We start from the raw sequence: 22,164 nt of genomic DNA, 5'->3' as shown, positions 1-22,164 counted from the left end.
ACTCCAGTTTTTGCTGGAGTCAATTTATAATTATAAGATGATAAATAATAAAAAAACAGCATCAATAATTATGCAATCAAACAATTTCAGTAGACTATTTTTAGTTTCTATTTTTTTCTCTTTTTGTGGAATAGCTTCTGCTCAATCCGACCATATTCTTTGGTTCAAACAACCTGCCGATTTTTTTGAGGAATGCTTGGTTTTAGGCAATGGAAAAATGGGTGCAACCGTTTTTGGAGGTGTAGATTCGGACAAAATTTATTTAAACGACATCACACTTTGGTCGGGAGAACCTGTAAATGCTAATATGAATCCTGAAGCATACAAAAATTTGCCTGCTATTCGCGAAGCATTAAAAAATGAAAATTACAAACTGGCAGAAGAACTGAATAAAAAAATTCAAGGAAAAAATTCAGAGGCGTATCAGCCACTGGGAACGATGGAAATTAATAACCATAATTCTGGGAAAGTTTCCAATTATCATAGAGAATTAGACATTTCTAATGCTGTTTCCAAAGTGACTTATGAAGTAGATGGTGTGAAATTTACCCGTGAATACTTTGTTTCAGCACCAGATCAAATTATGGTAATCAAATTGACAAGTAGTCAAAAAGGAGCATTAAATTTTGATATTAATTCCAGCAGTTTATTAAAATACAAAACGGAAGTAAAGGACAATCAGCTTGCAATGAATGGTGTTGCACCAATTTATGATCATCCTGGTTATCAAACGGTGCCGTCTTTTCTTTTGGAAAAAGAAAGAGGAACCCGATTTACTACTTTGATGAAAATTAAAAACACGGATGGAACAATTGTAAGTTCCGATACTAGTTTAGGTTTGAAAAATGGCACCGAAGCCTTAATTTATGTGTCGATTGCAACCAGTTTCAATGGTTTCGATAAAAATCCTGCCACACAAGGTTTAAATGATAAAGCAATTGCTTTGAAAAATTTGAATAAAGCTTTTGCAAAATCATTTGACAAATTAAAACAATCTCATATTAGCGATTACCAAAAATTCTATAATCGAGTTGCCTTGAATTTAGGAAAAACGGAAGCTCCGAACTTGCCAACGGACGAACGTTTGTTGCGTTATGCAGATGGAAAAGAAGATAAAAATCTTGAAATTCTGTATTTTAATTTTGGACGGTATTTATTGATTAGCAGTTCTCGAACATTGGGAGTTCCAGCTAATTTACAAGGCTTGTGGAATCCTTATCTCCATGCGCCTTGGAGAAGTAATTACACAATGAACATCAATTTGGAAGAGAATTATTGGCTTGCCGAAAATACCAATCTTTCTGAAATGCATAAGCCACTTTTGAGTTTCATTAAAAATCTTTCGGTTACAGGAAAGATTTCTGCTAAGACTTTTTACGGAGTAAATAAAGGATGGTCTGCATCACATAACTCAGATATTTGGGCAATGAGTAATCCTGTTGGTGTTTTTGGAAAAGAAGAACCGATGTGGGCTTGTTGGAATACTGCTGGCGCGTGGTTAAGTACACATATTTGGCAACATTATGTTTTTACTCAAGATAAAAATTATTTAAAAAAGGAAGGTTATCCTATTATGAAAGGAGCTTCTGAGTTCTTTTTAGGATGGATGATAACAGATAAAAACAGCTATCTAATTACATCTCCATCAACTTCTCCAGAGAATAAATATAGTACACCTGATGGTTTTGTAGGAGCCACAATGTATGGAGGAACGGCTGATTTGGCAATGATTAGAGAATGTTTTGATAAAACAATCAAAGCTTCAAAAGTTTTAAATATTGATGCTGAATTCAGATTAAAACTCGAAATTGCAATGTCTAAACTGTATCCATATCAAATTGGGAAAAAAGGAAATTTGCAAGAATGGTATTTTGATTGGAATGATGAAGATCCAAAACACCGTCATCAATCGCATTTGTTCGGACTTTTTCCGGGAGAACAAATCACGCCAGAAAAAACACCAGACTTGGCTCAAGCTTGTAAAAAGACTTTAGAAATAAAAGGAGATGAAACAACTGGATGGTCAAAAGGATGGCGTATTAATCTTTGGGCAAGACTTTGGGACGGAAATCGTGCCTACAAAATGTACAGAGAGTTGCTTAAATATGTTGATCCTGATGGTAAAAAAACGGAGACGCCAAGAAGAGGAGGAGGGACATATCCTAATTTATTCGATGCACATCCCCCTTTTCAAATTGATGGAAATTTTGGCGGAGCTGCCGCCGTTGCTGAAATGTTGGTTCAGTCCAATGAAAATGAAATTAGGTTATTGCCTGCTTTGCCAGATGCTTGGGATAACGGATCTGTAAAAGGAATTTGTGCAAGAGGAGGCTTTGAAATTTCGATGGAATGGAATGCCAAAACCTTAAAAAAATTGACTGTTTTTTCTAAAAAAGGAGGGAAAACAACACTTGTTTCTGGCAATAGTAAAAAAGCAATTACTTTGAAAAAAGGGAAGAAATTAGAAATAAATTGGTAAAAACCAAATCGTTTTTAAACCTTTTTTTTGAAGTTCTAACAGTTTGAAACTAAATAAATCTTAAAAGGAAACTTGGTGTTTCTTTAATTATAAATTAATAAAAATGAAAAAATATTTTGCATTCCTTTTTTTATGCTTTAGCATTTATTCTAATGCTAATGTAAAGCTTCCTTTATTGTTTAATGATGGTATGGTTCTGCAACGTGACCAATCAATTCCTGTTTGGGGTTGGTCAGATGCCAATGAAAAAATTGAAATACGTTTCAATAAACAAATTGTAAAAACCAAAGCTGATAAAAATGGAAAGTGGATGGTGAATTTGAAAGCTGAAAAAGCTGGAGGTCCATTTGAAATGATTGTTAAAGGAAAGAACACCATTACCATAAAAGATGTTTTGGTAGGAGAAGTCTGGATTTGCAGTGGTCAATCTAATATGGAATTTCAAATGTATAAAACGATGAATGCTAAAGCAGAAATCGAAGATTCCAATTACCCAATGATTCGTCATTTTGGTGTTGCCCAAGATATGAGCGGTTCGCCAAAAGAGGATTTAAAAGCTGGGAAATGGACAGTTTGCAATAAAGAAACGGTGGGTGATTTTACTGCCGTGGGTTACTTTTTTGCCAAAAAATTATATGCCGAATTAAAAATCCCAATCGGAATCATCAATACGTCTTGGGGAGGAACTTGTGTGGAAACTTGGACAAGCCGTGAAGCATTCGAGAAAAGTGGGGATTTTAAGGGAATGATTGCCAAAGTGCCTATGATGAGTTTTGATTCTATTTCGAAATTGTACGCAAAAACAATAAGAGAAAGAATCGGTAAAATTCAAGGTGGTGAGGTAAGTACAGCCAACGAAACCAGTTTTAAAGAATCAGGATTTAATGATGCGGGCTGGGGTGAACTTAACGCACCAGGATTATGGGAAAACCAACAATTGACGGATTTGGACGGCGTGGTTTGGATGCGAAAAACAGTAACACTTTCCGCAGAAGACATTAAAAATAATGCGACTTTAAGCTTGTCAAAAATTGATGATGAAGACATCACTTACGTTAATGGAATTGAAGTGGGTAGCAACACCCTTTGGAGTGCGAAAAGAGTCTATGCCGTTTCGGCAAATATATTGAAAGAAGGCAAAAATGTTATTGCCGTAAGAATTGTTGACAGCAGTGGCGGTGGTGGAATATACGGAGAATCTTCGGATTTGAAACTGACTCTTGGCAACAAAATAGTTCCTTTGGAAGGAAAATGGAAATATAAAGTAATTGCGGCAAAAACTTCTTTATCTCCCAATAGTTTGCCTTCGTTGTTGTACAATGCGATGGTCAATCCATTGATTCCGTATGCTTTTCAAGGCGTTTTATGGTACCAAGGCGAAGCCAATGTGCACAGGGCGGAAGAATACAAAAAAGCATTCCCATTGATGATAACTGATTGGAGAACCAAATGGAATCAAGGTAATTTTCCTTTTTATTTTGTGCAATTATCCACTTTTGACGAGTTTGGAGGCAATAGCAACAAAGGCAGCAAATGGGCGGAACTTCGTGAAGCACAAACCCAAACTTTGCAATTGCCAAACACAGGAATGGCGGTAACTACGGATATTGGAAACGCAAAAGACATTCATCCAACAAACAAACAAGATGTAGGCAAACGATTGGCTGCGATTGCCCTGAATAATGTTTATGGCAAAAAAATGATTTATAGCGGACCAACTTATAAATCCTTGGAAATAAAAGGAAACCAAATAATTCTAACCTTTGACAACATCGGAACAGGATTATCAACTTCTGACAAAGATGGAACTGTAAAAGGATTTGAAATTGCAGGAGCTGATAAAGTTTTTTATCCTGCGAAGGCAATTATCAAAGATAATAAAGTAATAGTTTCCAGCGAAATGGTGCAAAATCCTATCGCCGTTCATTATGGTTGGGCAGACGATGACAGTGAAATCAACCTTTTCAATAAAGAAAAATTTCCCGCATCACCATTCAGAAGCGATGATTGGGACTTAACAACAAAAGGAATAAAATATAATGTGCAATAAGTGTTTTTTAATATTTCAAAACACGGCATATCTTTTAATACAACACAAAAGAAATAATAATAATAATAATATGATTACAAAAGTTTATAAAACTCTTTTTCTAATAGGTGTTTTTTTCTTATCTAGTTTTTTATCGCAAGCCCAAGAATTATATGTTGGATCCAATTATCATCCACATGACGATAGGAATATTGAAAAGATAAAAAAGGATATTCAGTTAATGAAAGAAGCAGGTTTCAAATCAGTACGTATGGGACATTTGGCTTGGGATAGTTATGAACCATCAGAAGGGAATTTTGATTTTCAATGGTTTGATACTGTGATGGATTTGATGAATAAAGCAGGAATTAAAGTGATTTTGGATATTGCCGTACGTCCTGCTCCAATTTGGTTACATCAAAAATTCCCAGCGATTGATATTGTTGATTCAAGTGGAAATAAACTTTACCCAAACCACCGCTATATGGATGATATTGGGGATCCAAACTACCAAAAATATGCACTACGATATACTGAAGCCATTACAAAGCATTATGCAAAACATCCTGCATTATTGGCATTTGGAATAGATAATGAATCGGGTGACGGTCCAATTTCATATTCTGAAAGTGCAAGAGAAAGGTTTATAATCTGGTTAAAGAAAAAATACAACACAGCTGAGAACTTAAATAAAGCATGGGCAGGTCAGCGTTGGTCTCGTAGAATTAATGATTTTGAGGAAGTAGGTTTGCCTATGTCTGGTTCGATAGTTGGTGCTCCTGAAAGAGTTCTCGATTTTCGTCGTTTTGAGTCTGATGAAATCAATGAGTTTTTGCTTAAAGTCCTTGATAAGGTTAATGCAAATGCTCCTGATGTTTTGACTAATACGAATGCTTGGTTTTACAGCGCATTAAGGTATTTTGATTATTCGGAGATTGCATATTCTGGAAAAATGACACGTCACGGTGCGGGGTTTTATCCTGGGAATTCATTGATAACCAATTGGGGAGTTATGAACTCTTCTTTTGGAATTTCTCGTATCCAGTTTGAAAGTAAAAACCCTTTTTGGTGTAGTGAGTTTACGACAATGACGGCTGTTCCAAATTCTATTCGTAAATCGGCTTATGCCACTCTTATGTATGGAAACCAAATGGTGTGTGGCTGGACTTGGCAAAGTATGTGGGCGGGCGAAGAGCAATACCTGCAAGGAATGCTTGATTGGGATGGAGTTCCAAACCGTAAATATGATGAATATAAACAAATGGCAACCGAATTTAATAAAATCGGGAAATATTTTCCATATAAGCCACAACCAGAAGTTGGTATGGCTTTTTCTTTTCCAAGTCAGATTGCAAGCAGTTCTTTTCCAATGCAACAAGATGATCAATTGCAATCTTGTTGGAACTTGTTTTATTATCGTAATATGGATGCCAATGTTGTGGAAATCAGCAAAAGTGCATTAAAATATAAATTGCTGATTGTTCCTGGAGTGACAGTTATGGATGAAGTTACTGCCACAAAAATCCGTGACTTTGTGAAAAATGGTGGAACGGTTATTATGACAAGCAATTCAGCACTTGTGGACGAAACAGGTCAGGTATTTGCTTCGACACATCCTGGACGTTTGAGCGATGTATTCGGAATACGCATTGCAAGTTTTGAAGAAACAGAGCCATTTAACGAAATATCTCGTAAATCATACAAGGGTAGAAAACTTGAATTTACATATAAAGGAAAAGCAGTTGATACAGAATCAACAAGATTTGATGTAATTGACCTGAAAGGGGCTGAGGTTATTGGAAGTATCACTAGTTTGGATAAGGATTATCCAATTATGACTTCCAATAAATATGGCAAAGGAAAAGCAATCTATGTTGGTTTACCAGCTGATGGAAGCGTACTTAATCCTTTGTTGGATGAGCTTATCGATGAATTAGGAATTAAAAAAGGACCTAATGTACCTTCGGGTGTAATGGCGCGTCAAATTGATAAAAACCATTTTCTTTACCTAAATATAAGTGGAGAACCTAAAGAGATACCAATGAAAGGAAAATCTACAAGTATTCTTTTTGATAAAAAGTATAATGGTAATTTTTCAATTCCTCCTTATGAACCAGAGTTTATTGAAGTAAAATAATGATTCATACTGAAAAAGAGATTATTCAGGATTAATAAAAAATATAAGTGCCATTTTTAGACAGTAGTAAGCTTCCGTTTACTACTGTTTTTTTATGCACAACACAATGTCTTGATAATTGATTATAAATTTTCTTGAAATGAATGCATTTTAAAAAGATATATATAATTAAACTCAACGGGTTAATTTCTAAAAAATAAACTTTAAAACCTGACTTGTTAAATAAAATCCTAAATCCTATCCCGAAGTGTCGGGACTAAAATCTAAATCATTTATCTTTGCGCACTGAAAAAGCATTTGTGAAATGAGCCATAACAAATCTTGAATAAAAAAAAGAGATTATTGGCGAATTACATCTGACCAAAAAAAACAATAAAAACGACAGATGAAGTTTGATTTATTACAAAAAGATCCGCATACCAAAGCCAGAGCAGGAAGTATTACTACTGATCACGGCGTGATTGAAACCCCAATTTTTATGCCTGTGGGAACGGTTGCTTCCGTAAAAGGAGTACACCAACGTGAATTAAAAGAGGAGATTAATCCGGATATTATTCTAGGAAACACCTACCATTTATACTTGCGTCCACAAACCCAAATTTTGGAGAAAGCGGGTGGTTTGCATAAATTTATGAATTGGGACAGGAATATTTTGACTGATTCTGGTGGCTACCAAGTGTACTCACTTTCGGCAAACCGAAAAATAAAGGAAGAAGGAGTGAAGTTCAAATCGCATATCGACGGTTCTTATCACGTTTTTACTCCTGAAAATGTAATGGAAATTCAACGTACCATTGGTGCTGATATCATTATGGCTTTCGACGAATGCACTCCTTATCCTTGTGATTATCGCTATGCACAAAAATCGATGAAAATGACGCATCGTTGGTTGGATAGATGCATTAATCATTTGGAAAAAGTGCCTACAAAATACGGTTACGACCAAACTTTTTTCCCGATTGTTCAAGGAAGTACTTATAAAGATTTGCGTCAACAATCGGCTGAATATATCGCTAATTCGGGACAACAAGGAAATGCAATTGGTGGACTTTCAGTTGGCGAACCAGCCGAAGAAATGTATGCAATGACTGAAATTGTATGTGATATTTTGCCAGAAGACAAACCTCGATATTTAATGGGCGTGGGAACTCCGATAAATATTCTCGAAAATATTGCTTTAGGAATTGACATGTTTGATTGTGTAATGCCAACGCGTAATGCCAGAAACGGAATGCTGTTTACTGCTAATGGAACTATTAACATTAAAAACAAAAAGTGGGAAGATGACTTTTCGCCAGTGGACGAAATGGGGCATACTTTTGTCGATACTGAATATACAAAAGCTTACTTAAGACACCTTTTTGCTGCCAATGAATACCTTGGAAAACAAATTGCTACGATACACAATCTCGGATTTTATATGTGGTTGGTTCGTGAGGCTAGAAAGCATATCTTAGCCGGAGATTTTAGAACTTGGAAAGAAATGATGGTTCGAAATATGAGCCAGAGATTGTAATAAGGTTTGGGGTCATAGGTATAAGTAATGTATCAAAACCCAACACCTAACACCCACAACCCAAGACCAAAAAAATGAATATATTAGACAAATACATCCTTAAAAAATATTTAACCACTTTTGTGGTGATGTTGGCTTTGTTTGCTCCCATCGGGATTATTATTGATGTTTCTGAGAAGATCAATTTTATGCTGGAAAACAAGATTCCATTTGTTGATATCGCCATCTATTACTATCATTTTACAATCTATTTTACTAATTTATTATTTCCGATATTTCTATTTTTATCCGTAATTTGGTTTACTTCAAAACTGGCCAATGATACTGAGATTATAGCCATATTGAGTTCAGGAATTTCATTTACTAGATTTTTGAGACCATTCATTATTGGAGCTGCAATTGTTTCAGTAGTCGTATTATTAATGGGTTTCTTTATCGTTCCGAGATCCAGTGAAGGTTTTAATAATTTTCGCTACACCTACCTTAGAACTGGTGGAAAAGAACAGATGAGAGGTAATAATACAGATGTATTTAGACAAATAAGCAGTAATGAATTTATCTATGTCAATAGTTTTAATACGGTTTCAAAAACAGCCTATAATTTTACCTATGAGAAGTTCAAAAAGGATAAATTAGTATATAAAATTTCGGCAAGCAGGATTCAATGGAATCCTAAAACAAAAAACTACACGATGTTCGATTACACCAAAAGAACCGTTGGGGAATTAGGAGATAAAATTGAAAAATTGGACAAAAAAGACGCTAAATTTAGTTTTGATTTAGAGGATTTGACCCCGGTGGTTTATATTGCCGAAACATTAAACTTAGGAAAATTAAACCGATTTATTGACAAAGAAAGAGGTCGAGGTTCTTCAAATGTAAATGTATATTTAGTAGTTTTATATAAAAAATACAGTATTCCAGCTTCGGCATTTATACTGACTATTATTGCGGTTGCAGTTTCGTCAATGAAACGACGTGGAGGAATGGGATTGAGTTTAGCTATTGGAATTGCGTTGGCTTTTGCTTTTGTGTTTTTCGACAAGATTTTTGGAACATTGGCCGAAAAATCAAGTTTTCCACCTTTATTAGCTGTTTGGTTTCCTAATATAGTTTTCGGAGTTTTAGCCATTTTTTTATTACGAAATGCAAAGAGATAAATTAAAGACCTATCTAAATCTTCATTTAATTGTATTTATTTGGGGTTTTACAGCAGTACTAGGTGCTCTGATTTCAATTAAAGCCGATGCTTTAGTTTGGTATCGAATGCTTTTTGCAGGAGCTTTTCTATTCCTTTTTATTCTATTTAAAAAGATATCCTTTCGAATTCCGGTAAAAGAATTTTTTAAATTGATTTTTGTCGGACTTTTAATAGCCGTTCATTGGATATTTTTTTTCCAAGCCATTCACATTTCTAATGTATCCGTTACTCTTGCTGTTTTTTCGTTGGGAGCCTTTTTTACTTCCATATTAGAACCTCTTTTTTATGGTCGAAAAGTACTTTGGTATGAAGTGTTTTTTGGGCTGGTAATTATTGCAGGTCTTATTTTAATTTTGCAAGTTGAAATCAATTATTTTGAAGGGATACTCTATGCTTTGGCTTCAATAATTATAGGAGTTTTGTTCACGCTTATGAACGGAAAATTGATTCATAAACACGAATCTTCTGTGATTACATTCTATGAATTTATGTCGGGAGTTGGTTTTATTTCTATTTATTTTTTATTTAAACATAAATTTACAACTGATTTTTTTATACTAACAACCAATGATTGGCTCTTACTTCTAATTCTTGCTTCCATTTGTACTGCTTATGCCTTTACCGCATCGGTCAAAATTATGGAGAAATTATCTCCATACACAGTTATGTTAACTACTAGTTTAGAACCTGTTTACGGTATTATTTTAGCCTATTTTATTATTGGAGGAAAAGAAAAAATGAGTATTGAGTTTTACATTGGAGCCATCCTAATTGTTATTACTGTTATCCTGAATGGCTTTATTAAGCGCTATAATACATCTAAAGAATAGTTGTTTTCGTTGATTTTTTTTGTGGATTTATTCGCAATTAGATTCGAAATAAACAATTTTGACAATTTTAAATTTTATATTTGCATTTCAAATCACAAACAAAACGCACATACTCCATGGAATATTTAGATTTTGAGCTTCCAATAAAAGAACTTGAAGACCAGTTAGACAAATGTCTTGTAATAGGCCAAGAATCAGATGTTGATGTTACAAATACTTGCCAACAAATCAGCAAAAAACTTGAAGATACTAAAAAACATATTTATAAAAATCTGACTGCTTGGCAACGAGTACAATTGTCGAGACATCCTAGAAGACCTTATACTTTAGACCATATTAAAGCTCTTTGCGGAGATACTTTTCTTGAACTACACGGCGATAGAGGCTTCAAGGATGATAAAGCGATGATAGGTGGTTTAGGAAAAATTGGCGGGCAATCGTTTATGATAATTGGTCAACAAAAAGGATACAATACTAAAACGAGACAATATAGAAATTTTGGAATGCCAAATCCTGAAGGTTATCGAAAAGCCTTGAGATTGATGAAAATGGCCGAAAAATTTGGTATTCCGGTTTTATCTTTTGTAGACACACCAGGCGCATTTCCTGGAATTGAAGCAGAAGAACGTGGACAAGGAGAAGCTATTGCCAGAAATATTATCGAAATGATTCGGTTGAAAGTTCCTATTATTGTTGTTATCGTTGGTGAAGGTGCTTCAGGTGGAGCCTTGGGAATAGGAGTAGGAGATAAGGTTTATATGTTAGAAAACACTTGGTATTCTGTTATCTCACCAGAATCTTGTTCTTCTATTCTTTGGAAAAGTTGGGATTACAAAGAACAAGCTGCCGAAGCTTTGAAATTGACTTCTTCCGATATGAAAAAACAAAAATTGATAGACGATATTATTCCAGAACCACTTGGTGGAGCACATTATGATAGAGAAACCACTTTCAAAACGGTGGAAAAATATATCATGAAAGGGTTCAATGAAATGAAAGACTTATCAACAGAAGAGTTAGTCGCCCAAAGGATGGATAAATACAGTAAAATGGGTGAATTTAAAGAGTAAAAACTCACAAAATTTTAAAAAATCCGAAGCCACGTCACTTCGGATTTTTTTTTGGTTATTAACAAAGAATGGTTGGTTATAAACAATTTTTTGTAATAACTCAATAGTAATGTTTTTTTAATTTTTGTTACTTTCGCTATATGGAAAACGTCAAGAATATAAACCCAATTCGAATAGATAAAACAGCTATAATTAACCTTGAAAAAGGGAAGTTGCCACCGCAGGTAATAGATTTAGAAGAGGCTGTACTTGGTGCGATGATGATTGACAAAAAAGGGGTTGATGAGGTAATAGACATTTTGCAACCTGATGCTTTTTATAAAGAGGCACACAAACATATTTTTGAAGCTATCGTTCAGCTGTTTACAGATACACAGCCGATTGACTTATTAACCGTTTCGGCACAGTTGCGAAAAAATGCAAAATTAGACTTGGCTGGAGGCGATTTTTACTTGATTCAACTTACCCAAAAAATATCCTCTTCGGCACACATCGAATTTCACTCCAGAATCATTCTTCAAAAGTTTATCCAACGTAGTTTGATACGTATTTCTTCGGATATTATAGAAGAATCGTATGATGAAACTACCGATGTTTTTGATTTATTAGACAAAGCGGAATCTAAGTTGTATGAAGTTACCCAAGGCAATATAAAACGTAGTTCCGAAACCGCACAAAGCTTGGTGTTGCAAGCCAAAAAAAGAATTGAGGAAATAGCCAACCAAAAAGGATTGAGTGGTGTAGAAACTGGTTTTACAAAACTGGATGCAATTACTTCAGGATGGCAACCAAGCGATTTGATTATTATTGCGGCTAGGCCGGGGATGGGGAAAACTGCTTTTGTACTTTCAATGGCTCGTAATATTGCCATAGATTTTGGACACCCAGTGGCTTTGTTTTCGTTAGAGATGTCCTCAGTACAGTTAATTACCAGATTAATTTCGTCGGAAACAGGTTTGTCTTCAGAGAAATTAAGAACTGGAAAATTAGAAAAACACGAGTGGGAACAATTAAGTGTTAAAGTTAAAGACCTAGAAAAAGCACCGCTTTATATTGATGACTCGCCTTCGCTTTCTATTTTTGATTTAAGAGCAAAAGCAAGACGTCTAGCTTCACAACACGGAATTAAAATTATCATCGTCGATTATTTGCAATTAATGACTGCTGGTGGAAACGGAAAAGGCGGTGGAAACAGAGAGCAGGAAATCTCTACAATTTCTAGAAATTTAAAAGCATTGGCAAAGGAGTTAAATATTCCTGTGATTGCATTATCACAGTTATCGCGTGCCGTAGAAACTCGTGGTTCGAGCAAAAGACCCTTGCTTTCTGACCTTCGTGAATCGGGTGCAATTGAGCAAGATGCCGATATTGTATCCTTTATTTACAGACCTGAATATTACAAAATTGAAGAATGGGACGATGATGAGCAATCACCATCAGCGGGTCAAGCCGAATTTATCATTGCCAAACATAGAAATGGTTCTCTTGAAAATGTTCGATTAAAATTTATTGGACAATTAGGTAAATTTGATAACCTTGAAGAATACAGTGGCGGTTTTGATGATTTACCATCTAAAATGAACCATGACGACAATCCTTTTCAAACCAAAAATCTTCCATCTGCAAATGAAGCCTTCGGTAGTAATTTGAATGAAGAAGATGATGATGATATGCCGTTTTAAAAAAAAACGATTAAGTTTATATAACAAAAATTCCCGCAATTTGCGGGAATTTTTTTAATTGAATCAAAAATGGAATAAACCTATTTTTTAATCACTTTTATTATTTTCGATTTTCCATCGGAAACCACTTTTACAAAGTACGAAGCCGTCGGAAGTTTCGATAAATCGAGTTGAACTTCGTTAGCTTTTGTTTTATTGGAAATCGTTTCTTTTTTATAGTTTTTTAACTTTGGATTTTCTTGTCTTGAATAGCCTTAAATCTCAGGAAAACGAAAACCAAACCAACCAAAGCCAGGACCCAAAGGTAGTTATCGATTGGAGCAGCAGGAGCATCATCAGTTTCTAGATTTCCGGTGTCATTATTAGATCCAGGAGCTTGGGCAAACATCACGAAATTAATACACAGGCAAAAAGCAATCAGGCAATATTTTAATAAATTATTTTTCATAATCGTGCATTTGTTATAATTTGATTATTCGGTCATTCGAATCCACGAACAACCGAAAAATAAATCTTCTTATTAGTTTATTACTTTTTTGTTTACTACTTTGTTTGCTTCCGAAGTGATTTTTACCATCAAAACTTGGTTGGCAAATTTACTTCCATCAATACTGGTTTCGCTTGCATTAACTTTCGACTTTTCGAAAATCAATCGCCCTAGAATATCAAATACTTTCACGTTTGCAATGGTAGTGCCAACAGATTTTATCGAAATTACACCTTTGTTTTTAAAGACCGTAACGCTGTTTTCGTCGAAAGTAGGATTATTGATTCCTAAAGTTTTCTGGTATTTCAAGGTAAACCTCGTTTTGTCCGTTCCTGCCGCTGCCGTAAAGGTGTATGCTCCAGCTTTCAAATCGGTTTCTGCACCGGTAAGATTATCTTTCAAGACGATACTTTGGCTTCCTGAAAACAATCCGTCCACGTGATCGATGGCAATGCTGTAATCGCCAGCAGTTTTTGCACTAAAACTCATTAGCACAACATCATTAGCATCAAAAGGCAAGGCGCGTCCTTGGATTGCATAATCATTATTGTCGATTATTGAACTCAAAGCAATCGCTCCATCATTGTAATATTTTCCGTCAAAAGCATCCACGCCTTGTGTAGCATCAGTGATGTAACCAACTGCCATTTGCGAAAAAGCACCTGATGTATTGGTAGCATTCAGCCAAATTCTGTTTCTTTCTACAGCCTTGGTTTTGAAAAACTGGCCTACGGTGTTCCCGATTCTTTGCGTGTTTTTAAATGTCAAAGCGGTACCTGTTCCGTTGGCTTCAACAAAGAATCCTTGTCCTGTTTGGATGATTCCATTTGGATCTACAACTTGGGCTTCGCCATTTGTGGTAAATGTTCCTGCAGTCCAAGAGCAATACGATGGACTTAATGGATTGTTTGTTTTTCTCCAAAAGTACAAGGTTCCAGTTATGTTAGTGTTGTCAGTGACAAATCGTGCCATATTTATTGGAGATGGATATGGATTTCCTGTTAAATTGAAACGGAATCCTACTCCGCCATCAGTCATTGTGTAATTGATTGTGCCGTTATTTGGTACACCCGAGAAAACTCCATTCCAGATGGTTGGAATTGTAGGATGCGTATTGGGCATACGGATTAAATAACCAGTTCCTATGTTGAAATCAAACGTTGGAGCAATGGTGTTATATAAATTAGTCGTTGGATTGTAAATATAAAAACGATTGATCAAGGTAGCGGGGGAGAACGCTAGCAATTGTTGCCCAGCAACTGGCGAAGACCATAATGTATAATCTTGTCGTATCAATGGTGAACTGTTTCGTTTTACGGTAATGTTTCCGGCATTGGCTACATTGTCAATTTGAACGAGATTAGCATCATTCTCGAAGGTCAAGCTGGCAGTAGGAGCAACGGTAACTGCACCAGAAATGTTGAAATTAAATCCTGTTGGAACCGAAACAACGGCTGTTCCTGTGATGTCTAAACTACACGCCGATAAATCCGCGATTGCTGTGAAATCGCTTGCTATAATTACTTTTGAGTAAGATGTTGGTGCGCCATTATCCCATAAACCATTCCAAGTTGTTGTGTTTCCAAGGGTTACCGAAACCGAAGTTCTAGCACTTTCACAACCAGTAATTGTTTGCGAAACATAATACGTTCCTGTTGCTAAAACATCTGTTAAAAGTAAAGCACTTCCTCCAGATGCAACATCATACCATTGCAAAGCGGTTCCTGTTGCCACTAAATCAGCAACTGTTGCACCACTACAAAACGTTTGTGCATTTGCTGTTGGAGCTATTGGAGGTGTATTCACTATTATATTTACCGCTACACGGTTAGAAACGCTTGCTACAGTTATTTTTTTGATGGTATGATTGTTGCCATCTGCCACCAAAATAGTACCATCAGATTGAACGGTAATTCCATAAGGATTCCACAATCCGCTTCCTAATGGTATAATCCCTGTTCCATCGGCATTCATTCTTTTGAGACTATTATTACCCGTATTGACCACCAAAATTTTGCCGTCAGATTGAACGGCAACTCCATAAGGAAGATTAAATCCACTACCTAGTGTTACAAGATCAGTTCCATCGGCATTCATTTGTTTAACAGTATGGGAGCTAAAGTTTGTTAGCAAAATTTTGCCATCGGCCTGAACGGCAACTCCATAAGGAACAGAAAATCCACTACCGAGTGTTACAATGCCTGTTCCATCGGCATTCATTCGTTTGAGAGTACCATTTCCTATGTCGGACACCAAAATTTTGCCATCGGCTTGAATGGCAATTCCTGTAGGATTACTAAATCCACTTCCTAGTGTTACAATGCCTGTTCCATCGGCATTCATTAGTTTGATAGCACCGTTATTAGTATCGGCTACCAAAATTTTGCCGTCAGTTTGAACGGCAACTCCAGTAGGATTTAAAAATCCGCTACCTAATGTTACAATAGCTGTACCATCAGCATTCATTCTTTTGATAGCATTGTTTCCATAATCTGCCACTACAATTTTGCCATCGGCCTGTACACTAACTCCAGTAGGATTTAAAAATCCGCTGCCCAAAGCACTGGTGTTTTCAGCAATTGTTTGTTCAGCATAATATATACCTGCGCTTAAAGCAGTACCGCCTGTTAATGCTACACCTCCCGAAGGGGCACTATACCAATTTATAGTTGCACCAGCACTTGCTGTACTTACTAAATCAGCTACTGTTGAAGAATTGCAAACAGTTTGGGCGGGTTCACTTATTTTAGTTACAGTAACAGCTAAGCGGTTAAGACTTTCGCAAGAATTTAGGGTTTGGCTCGCATAATAGGTTGCTCCATCCGTTAGGCTTGTGGTGTTTGCTAATGCTAATCCTCCACTTGCCGTGGCATACCATTGAATGGCTGTTCCTGTAGCTGTCAGATCGGCTAAAGTAGCCGTTCCTGTAAATACTTGCGGGCTTACAGCCGTTGGAGCAGGAACTCCTACAGTTACAGAAACCGCTGTTCTTGAACTTTCGCAAGTTCCTACTGTTTGCGAAACATAATAAGTTCTTGTTATCAAGGTTGTTGTTGCTACCAATGGAGAACCTCCTGTTTCAACATCATACCAATTGATTGTTCCTGTTCCTGATGCTGTTAAATTGGCAACTGTTGCTCCATTACCAAAAACTTGTGCGCTTGCTGTTGGCGTTGGCGAAAGATTTGCAGTTACTAACACGGCTATTCTTGCACTTTCGCAACCACTTATTGTTTGCGTATAGTAATACGTTCCTGTTGTTAAGGTTGTTGTTCCAACCAATGGAGAACCACCTGTTGCCACATCATACCAATTTATTGTTCCCGTTGCTGTCGCTGTTAAATCAGCTACTGTTCCATTACACAAAGTTTGGGGTGCTGTCGTTGTCGCAATAGGACTCATCGCAACCCAGTTTGAAGTTGAGCCAGTCAGGGCAAAGCCATTTAATGTTCCAGTATTAGTATTTCCACTAGAATCTGTTAGTGTGTTTATTGTTGTATTGTTTGCGTTGTTAATTCCTTGATTAAATTTATAATAAGCAACTAAGCCTGTTTGACCTGAAACTAGTTCATTATCCTTATTATTTTGTATTTCAGCTATTGGTAAAGTCCGATTCCAAATACGAACTTCGTCCAGATTTCCGTTAAACCAATCATCAAAACCAACTCGCTGGCGTACTCCTATATTGGTAACATTTACAGCGATACTTCCGGGGTTTGCAAACGTAAAATTATCAGTGTTTAATCCGTTAATATATAAGCTTGCTGTTGTTTCTGAAGTTCTCACAAACGCTATATGTGTCCAAGTATTTAATGGCATAAAACCAGTAGTACTCGATACTATAAGTCCCACACTTGCTGAGTTTCGCAAAATAATTTCAAAACCTGTTGTATTAGGCAACCTGATTATCGAAAACATAGGGTTATCGTCTGAAGTGTTACCTTCGGCATAAATCGTTTGACGCGACGAATTTCCTGATGCATATACCCAAGCTTCTAAAGTGAAATTAGTAAGATTAGAAACGGGTTGATTAGAAATAGACACGCTGTCATCAATTCCATCAAAATTTAAAGAGTTGCCAGGAATAGGCGTTGTATTTGCTTCAACCGTTACCACTGTTCTTGGGCTTTCATCATCGTTTATGGTTTGAGAAACATAATAATTTGCCGAAGAAAGTGGTGTTGAAGAAGATAAAACAGTGGTAGAAGCAGCATCTGCATACCATTTTAAATTGGTTCCTGAAGCTGTTAAATCGGCAATGGTTACAGCAGAACAAAAATGTTGTAGACTTGCTGCAATTGGAGAACTGGTACAACTTGTACTAGAATAACTAGCTGTTGCATCTTTTTGCCAACTTAAATTATTTGTTGCAGTTGTTACATTATCGACTCTGATGCAAGTGATATTGGGGTTGTTCAAACAATTTAAAACAGTTAAATTTGTTTTTCCGCTAAGATTTAAATCAGTTAAGAGATTGTTATGTAAATATAATAAATGAGGATTGGTTCCACCACTTAAATCGACACTTGTTAACTGATTGTGATCGGCTATTAGATTGATAAAATTGCTTAATCCACTTATATTTATACTTGTTAATTGATTATGATCGCAGGTTATATACCCTAAACTTAATAATCCGGAGCCATTTAAACTTGTTATTTGATTGTAATCGCAAGACACCGCTTGTAGTGCATTTAGTCCGCTTATATTTAAACTTGTTAACTGATTATAACCACAATTAAGAAATGCTAAATTGACTAAAGTACTAATATTTAAACTCGTCAATGCGTTACTATTACAATCTAATACTGATAAATGGATTAGCCCAGCAATATTTAGGCTTGTTAACTGATTGAAACTACAATTTAAGGAAGTCAAACTAACGAAATCCTGAATACCAGTTAAAGAAGCAATGTTTTTATTGGACACATTCAAAGTTGTAATTGCACTAATATTAGCCGTTAAAACTTTTCCGTCAATAACAGTATCATAACCCTTTGTTATCAATTCTTGTTCAAAGTTGGTATCAGGAATGGCGGTATAAATACAACTTGTAAGAATAAAATTAGCAGTCATAGCCGTTCTAGGATGACTTTCGCAACTTCCAATGATTGGAGTTTGGGTTGCATAATACGTTGTTCCGTTTACTAATAAGGCTGTGGAATTTAATAAATTCCCACCTGTGAGTGCATCATACCATTTTATATTAGAACCAACAGCCATATTTTCTAAAACAGCACCACAAAATAAGGGTGTTGCAGAAACTGTTGGTGCTGGAGGATTGCATCTATTTTCGTAGGCACCGCTATCAAAAACACCTACTCGAGTAAAACCAGTTATATCAGTAGCTGGACTTGAAGTTGTTGGGTTACTGGAATCAACACCTAGACTTGTAAATTGTAACGCTAAACCATCATCAGAAGTGCCAAAAATCGCATCAGAACCCGCTGGGAGTGTCGAATTTACAAAGAGTGGATCGGCATTGCTATTGCCTATACCTGCATAAACGGATGAGCCTTGCACGATAGAATAATTAACTGACGAAGTAGCATTTATGTTAGAATTGTAATATCCTCCTGCATTACTATTCAGAACTCCGTTGGCTGAATTTCCCCAGATGATGCAGTTGCTGATATTGGTATTATAAGAACTATGTATTGCGCCGCCATTACCAAGAGTTTCATTGGCACTAAAGGTACAATTTAAAAGATTTAATGTGCCATTAGTACCATAAATAGCTCCTCCCGCATCATTTGCTCTATTGCCTGTAAAGACCGAATTGGTTACGGTAGGATTACTTAAATAATAGTTCAATCCACCACCCGAACTCGTACAATAATTAGTACTAAAGATACAATTGCTAACGGATGGATTACAATTTTGCTGACTATTTATACCTCCACCCGTAACGGCTAGATTGTCAATAAATTTACAATTGGTAATTGTTGGACTACTGGTCGAAAAGTTATTAATACCCCCTCCTAAAGAGGCTTGATTTCCTTTGAATATAATGTTGTTAAGAGTTGCATTACCATTTCTGGTGCAATTCATACCGCCACCGCTATTCTGATAAACATAATAGCCTTGCACTGCCATCCTTCTTGTACCTACAGCGTGTCCACCTGTAACGGTAAATCCATCAAAAATTGTTGCTGGACTAGTGTATTGTGAAAAAACAACGTGCCAACAGTTGCCCCAATTTAAAGCACCATCTTTGTCTATATCGCCACTAAGAATAGAAGCCGAAGCATCGTTTGTGTATGCAGGACGCTGCGAAAGCAAGGTTTCAGTACCCACAAAGCCTCCGTACAACTTCATATTATCCTTAATCGAAAAAGTTTTGTCCCGTTCATCCGTAGGATAACTACTGTTGGTTGAAGGGTCATTGCTATTGAATATAGGGTATTGAGTAGGATAATAGGTTCCCGAAGCAACCCAAACCTCATCGCCTGCACCCGAAATAAAAATCATCGCCTGCAAATCGTTCGTGGCATTTGCCCAAGAAGAGCCATCGCCAGTACCGGTAGCAATTGGTTTTACATAACGAATTGTTTGTGCCTTTGTATTTATTGTCAATAGCAAGCAAATAAAAAGCAACATCAATTTTAAAATAATTTTTCTCATTGTTTTTTGATTTTCTAATATAGAATCCAAATCTAATAAGAACAGAAACCGATATTAAAAAAATGGTGTGAACTGCAAAACTTTGTATGTGAATGGTAAAATAAGACCAAATATCCTTTTGAAATTACAAGAAATCTATGAGACTATTTCTGGAAACAGGAATTTCGGTGTTGTTGATAAAGACACTTTTTGAAGTTATCTTTTCTATTTTTTTTACATTTACCACATAAGAACGATGCGTTTTTTTGAACTCATTTTCGGGTAAATTTTCTAAAAGCCAATCCAAAGAATTGCGAAGGGTATAGATTTTTTTGGAGGTAAATAAATCAATATAATTGCCTTCGCTTTTGGCAAATAATATCTCATTTGTAGGAAGATTAACCGTGTCATAACCGTCTTTAAAAACCAATGTTTTTTCTTGTTGAAGAGCCTTGTTTTTTATAGCGAGATTAATGGCAGCATATACATCCATCGTTTTAAACGGTTTGGTAATATAGCCCGATGGATTCGTGTCGAGTGCTTGCCGAATAATTTGCGCATCAGAATGTGCCGTGATAAAAACAAACGGAATGTTGTATTGTTCGTTTATTTTTTGGGCAATTTCAATGCCTTCTAATTCTCTTTCCATACGAATATCCAGCAGCAGCAATTCAGGTTGAAACCGTTCTATTTCTACAAAAGTTTGTTGCATATTATGTGCCAATTGAATATTGATGAAGCCCAAAGAAACTAGAATGTCCTTTAGGAATTCGGCAATAAGCACTTCATCATCAACTACGAGTATTTTGGTGGTGTTTGTCATTATTGGTGGTATGGAAATTCAAAAATAAAGGAAGAACCAGCGTTGTTTTGTCTCGAAAAAGTGCCTTTTAATTGTCGGGTAAAAATATCTATCAACCGCAAACCTAGTCCAGAATTAGCGTTGTCTTCAAATCCTATTCCGTTGTCCTTTACTTTATAAATAATTTTTTTACTATTGTTATCTAAATATAAATCGATTGTGATTTCGGGTTTTTCGATTCCTTCAAAAGCGTATTTTATAGCGTTACTCAACAACTCTGAACTAATCATACCTATAGCCATACAGTCATTAATATTAAAGTTCAAATCTTCAATTTCAATTTTAAAATTTATTGGCAAATGGCTGTCATTGACCATTTCGTTAAGTTTTTCTACCAATTCTGTGAGGTATTTTTGCAAGGAAACACTTTCGAGTTTGTCTTTGTTATACAACATCTCGTGTACCAATGTCATAGCGTTAATACGACGATAAGTATCATTCAGTACGCTTTTGTTGTTTTTACTTTTAGAAGTGCTAATTTGCATTTGAATCATCGCAGATACAAACTGAAGATTGTTTTTTACCCGATGATAAATTTCTCGCATCAGCATTTCTTTTTCGGATAAAGCGCTTTGAATCTGTTTGTTTTGTTTTTCGATAATCGTTTTTTGCTTTTTATTTTTCTTTAAATCAAAAAAAGTAACTATTGCAAATGCGATTACTAGTATAAGAATGATGATGATGGAATAAATGGCGTTTTTTTGTTTTTGAGCTTCCACTTTCATAATAGCTTCCTTTTTTTGCTGTTGAATTCTAGTGGCTTCCAGCTTTTTATCAAACTCATAAGTTAATTGCAATGCTGTAATTTTTTTGTCTTTTTCAGTATTGAACATCGAATCATTCGCTTGCTTAAACAAAGCTTGATTTTCATAAGCCAACCTAAAATTATTCGTTGCTTTGTATATATCCGACAAGTTTCTATAGGCATTTTTTATAAATTCTAATTGACCTATTTCCTTGGCTATTGCCAATCCTTTATTTGTATTATCAATAGCTTTGACATAATTTTTTTCTTTAAAATAAACAAATCCAATACTGATGTAGCATTCTGAAACACCTACTAACTCTTTGTTATCTTGATTGAGTTTTAACGCTATTTGATACAGTTCCAATGCTTTTGTATAATCTCCTTTCATAGAATAACAATCTCCAATGGCTCGATTGGTATCGGCATTGAAATAGCTGTCATTAAATTTTTTTGCCATAAACATAGCACTATTTAATGTTTTTAAAGCAGCCTCAATTTTCCCTTGCTTTAAATAGGTTTG

The 22,164-nt window shown here is 35.7% G+C and carries 13 protein-coding genes; 8 read left to right on the top strand and 5 right to left on the bottom strand.

The window, feature by feature from the left end; genetic code table 11:
* Positions 1 to 37: 37 nt before the first annotated feature.
* From PHC28_RS00060 to dnaB, 8 genes are all read left to right on the top strand, one after another.
* Positions 38 to 2,479 (top strand): glycoside hydrolase family 95 protein, encoded by a 2,442-nt coding sequence (locus PHC28_RS00060; protein WP_300095096.1) that lies wholly within the window; start codon positions 38 to 40, stop codon positions 2,477 to 2,479.
* Positions 2,480 to 2,582: 103 nt separating this feature from the next.
* Positions 2,583 to 4,529 carry a sialate O-acetylesterase gene (locus PHC28_RS00055; RefSeq protein ID WP_300095093.1) on the top strand — a complete coding sequence of 649 codons (1,947 nt, stop codon included), beginning with the start codon at positions 2,583 to 2,585 and terminating at the stop codon, positions 4,527 to 4,529.
* 70 nt (positions 4,530 to 4,599) lie between these two features.
* Positions 4,600 to 6,645: a beta-galactosidase gene (locus PHC28_RS00050; protein WP_300095090.1), complete on the top strand. Its 2,046-nt coding sequence runs from the start codon at positions 4,600 to 4,602 to the stop codon at positions 6,643 to 6,645.
* A 385-nt stretch (positions 6,646 to 7,030) separates the two neighbouring features.
* Positions 7,031 to 8,161 carry a tRNA guanosine(34) transglycosylase Tgt gene (tgt, locus tag PHC28_RS00045; protein WP_300095087.1) on the top strand — a complete coding sequence of 377 codons (1,131 nt, stop codon included), beginning with the start codon at positions 7,031 to 7,033 and terminating at the stop codon, positions 8,159 to 8,161.
* 74 nt (positions 8,162 to 8,235) lie between these two features.
* Positions 8,236 to 9,321 carry an LptF/LptG family permease gene (locus PHC28_RS00040; RefSeq protein WP_300095084.1) on the top strand — a complete coding sequence of 362 codons (1,086 nt, stop codon included), beginning with the start codon at positions 8,236 to 8,238 and terminating at the stop codon, positions 9,319 to 9,321.
* Complete coding sequence (locus PHC28_RS00035) at positions 9,308 to 10,192, top strand: DMT family transporter (RefSeq protein ID WP_300095080.1); 885 nt, start codon at positions 9,308 to 9,310, stop codon at positions 10,190 to 10,192. The genes PHC28_RS00040 and PHC28_RS00035 overlap by 14 nt, the downstream gene beginning before the upstream one ends.
* Before the next feature lie 116 nt (positions 10,193 to 10,308).
* Complete coding sequence (locus PHC28_RS00030) at positions 10,309 to 11,262, top strand: acetyl-CoA carboxylase carboxyltransferase subunit alpha (RefSeq protein WP_300095077.1); 954 nt, start codon at positions 10,309 to 10,311, stop codon at positions 11,260 to 11,262.
* Between the two features lie 140 nt (positions 11,263 to 11,402).
* Positions 11,403 to 12,944: a replicative DNA helicase gene (gene dnaB, locus PHC28_RS00025; RefSeq protein WP_300095074.1), complete on the top strand. Its 1,542-nt coding sequence runs from the start codon at positions 11,403 to 11,405 to the stop codon at positions 12,942 to 12,944.
* An 80-nt stretch (positions 12,945 to 13,024) separates the two neighbouring features.
* On the opposite strand, the gene PHC28_RS18295 is transcribed toward dnaB, so the two are convergent.
* From PHC28_RS18295 to PHC28_RS00005, 5 genes are all read right to left on the bottom strand, one after another.
* Positions 13,025 to 13,147: a T9SS type A sorting domain-containing protein gene (locus tag PHC28_RS18295; protein ID WP_367277963.1), complete on the bottom strand. Its 123-nt coding sequence runs from the start codon at positions 13,145 to 13,147 to the stop codon at positions 13,025 to 13,027.
* 20 nt (positions 13,148 to 13,167) lie between these two features.
* The gene (locus PHC28_RS00020) at positions 13,168 to 13,392 is read right to left on the bottom strand and encodes a hypothetical protein (RefSeq protein ID WP_300095071.1); all 225 of its coding nucleotides are present in this window, start codon (positions 13,390 to 13,392) and stop codon (positions 13,168 to 13,170) included.
* A 72-nt stretch (positions 13,393 to 13,464) separates the two neighbouring features.
* Positions 13,465 to 20,055, bottom strand: coding sequence for a LamG-like jellyroll fold domain-containing protein (locus tag PHC28_RS00015; protein WP_300095069.1), 6,591 nt, complete (start codon positions 20,053 to 20,055; stop codon positions 13,465 to 13,467).
* Between the two features lie 124 nt (positions 20,056 to 20,179).
* Positions 20,180 to 20,857 (bottom strand): response regulator, encoded by a 678-nt coding sequence (locus PHC28_RS00010; protein ID WP_300095066.1) that lies wholly within the window; start codon positions 20,855 to 20,857, stop codon positions 20,180 to 20,182.
* Positions 20,857 to 22,164, bottom strand: a 1,308-nt coding sequence (locus tag PHC28_RS00005) for a histidine kinase dimerization/phosphoacceptor domain -containing protein (RefSeq protein WP_300095063.1), incomplete at its 5' end; no start/stop codon positions are given. The genes PHC28_RS00005 and PHC28_RS00010, both read right to left, overlap by 1 nt.

The sequence above is a fragment of the Flavobacterium sp. genome (genome assembly GCF_028712645.1).
Lineage (GTDB): Bacteria > Bacteroidota > Bacteroidia > Flavobacteriales > Flavobacteriaceae > Flavobacterium.
The sequence above is the reverse complement of the archived record's forward strand: the minus strand, read 5'-3'. Positions and strand labels throughout refer to the sequence as shown.

Bases quoted from the DNA above. Each gene is read 5' to 3' on its own strand.
- PHC28_RS00060 (WP_300095096.1), top strand. From the start codon at position 38: ATGATAAATAATAAAAAAACAGCATCAATAATTATGCAATCAAACAAT.
- PHC28_RS00055 (WP_300095093.1), top strand. From the start codon at position 2,583: ATGAAAAAATATTTTGCATTCCTTTTTTTATGCTTTAGCATTTATTCT.
- PHC28_RS00050 (WP_300095090.1), top strand. From the start codon at position 4,600: ATGATTACAAAAGTTTATAAAACTCTTTTTCTAATAGGTGTTTTTTTC.
- tgt (WP_300095087.1), top strand. From the start codon at position 7,031: ATGAAGTTTGATTTATTACAAAAAGATCCGCATACCAAAGCCAGAGCA.
- PHC28_RS00040 (WP_300095084.1), top strand. From the start codon at position 8,236: ATGAATATATTAGACAAATACATCCTTAAAAAATATTTAACCACTTTT.
- PHC28_RS00035 (WP_300095080.1), top strand. From the start codon at position 9,308: ATGCAAAGAGATAAATTAAAGACCTATCTAAATCTTCATTTAATTGTA.
- PHC28_RS00030 (WP_300095077.1), top strand. From the start codon at position 10,309: ATGGAATATTTAGATTTTGAGCTTCCAATAAAAGAACTTGAAGACCAG.
- dnaB (WP_300095074.1), top strand. From the start codon at position 11,403: ATGGAAAACGTCAAGAATATAAACCCAATTCGAATAGATAAAACAGCT.
- PHC28_RS00020 (WP_300095071.1), bottom strand. From the start codon at position 13,392: ATGAAAAATAATTTATTAAAATATTGCCTGATTGCTTTTTGCCTGTGT.
- PHC28_RS00015 (WP_300095069.1), bottom strand. From the start codon at position 20,055: ATGAGAAAAATTATTTTAAAATTGATGTTGCTTTTTATTTGCTTGCTA.
- PHC28_RS00010 (WP_300095066.1), bottom strand. From the start codon at position 20,857: ATGACAAACACCACCAAAATACTCGTAGTTGATGATGAAGTGCTTATT.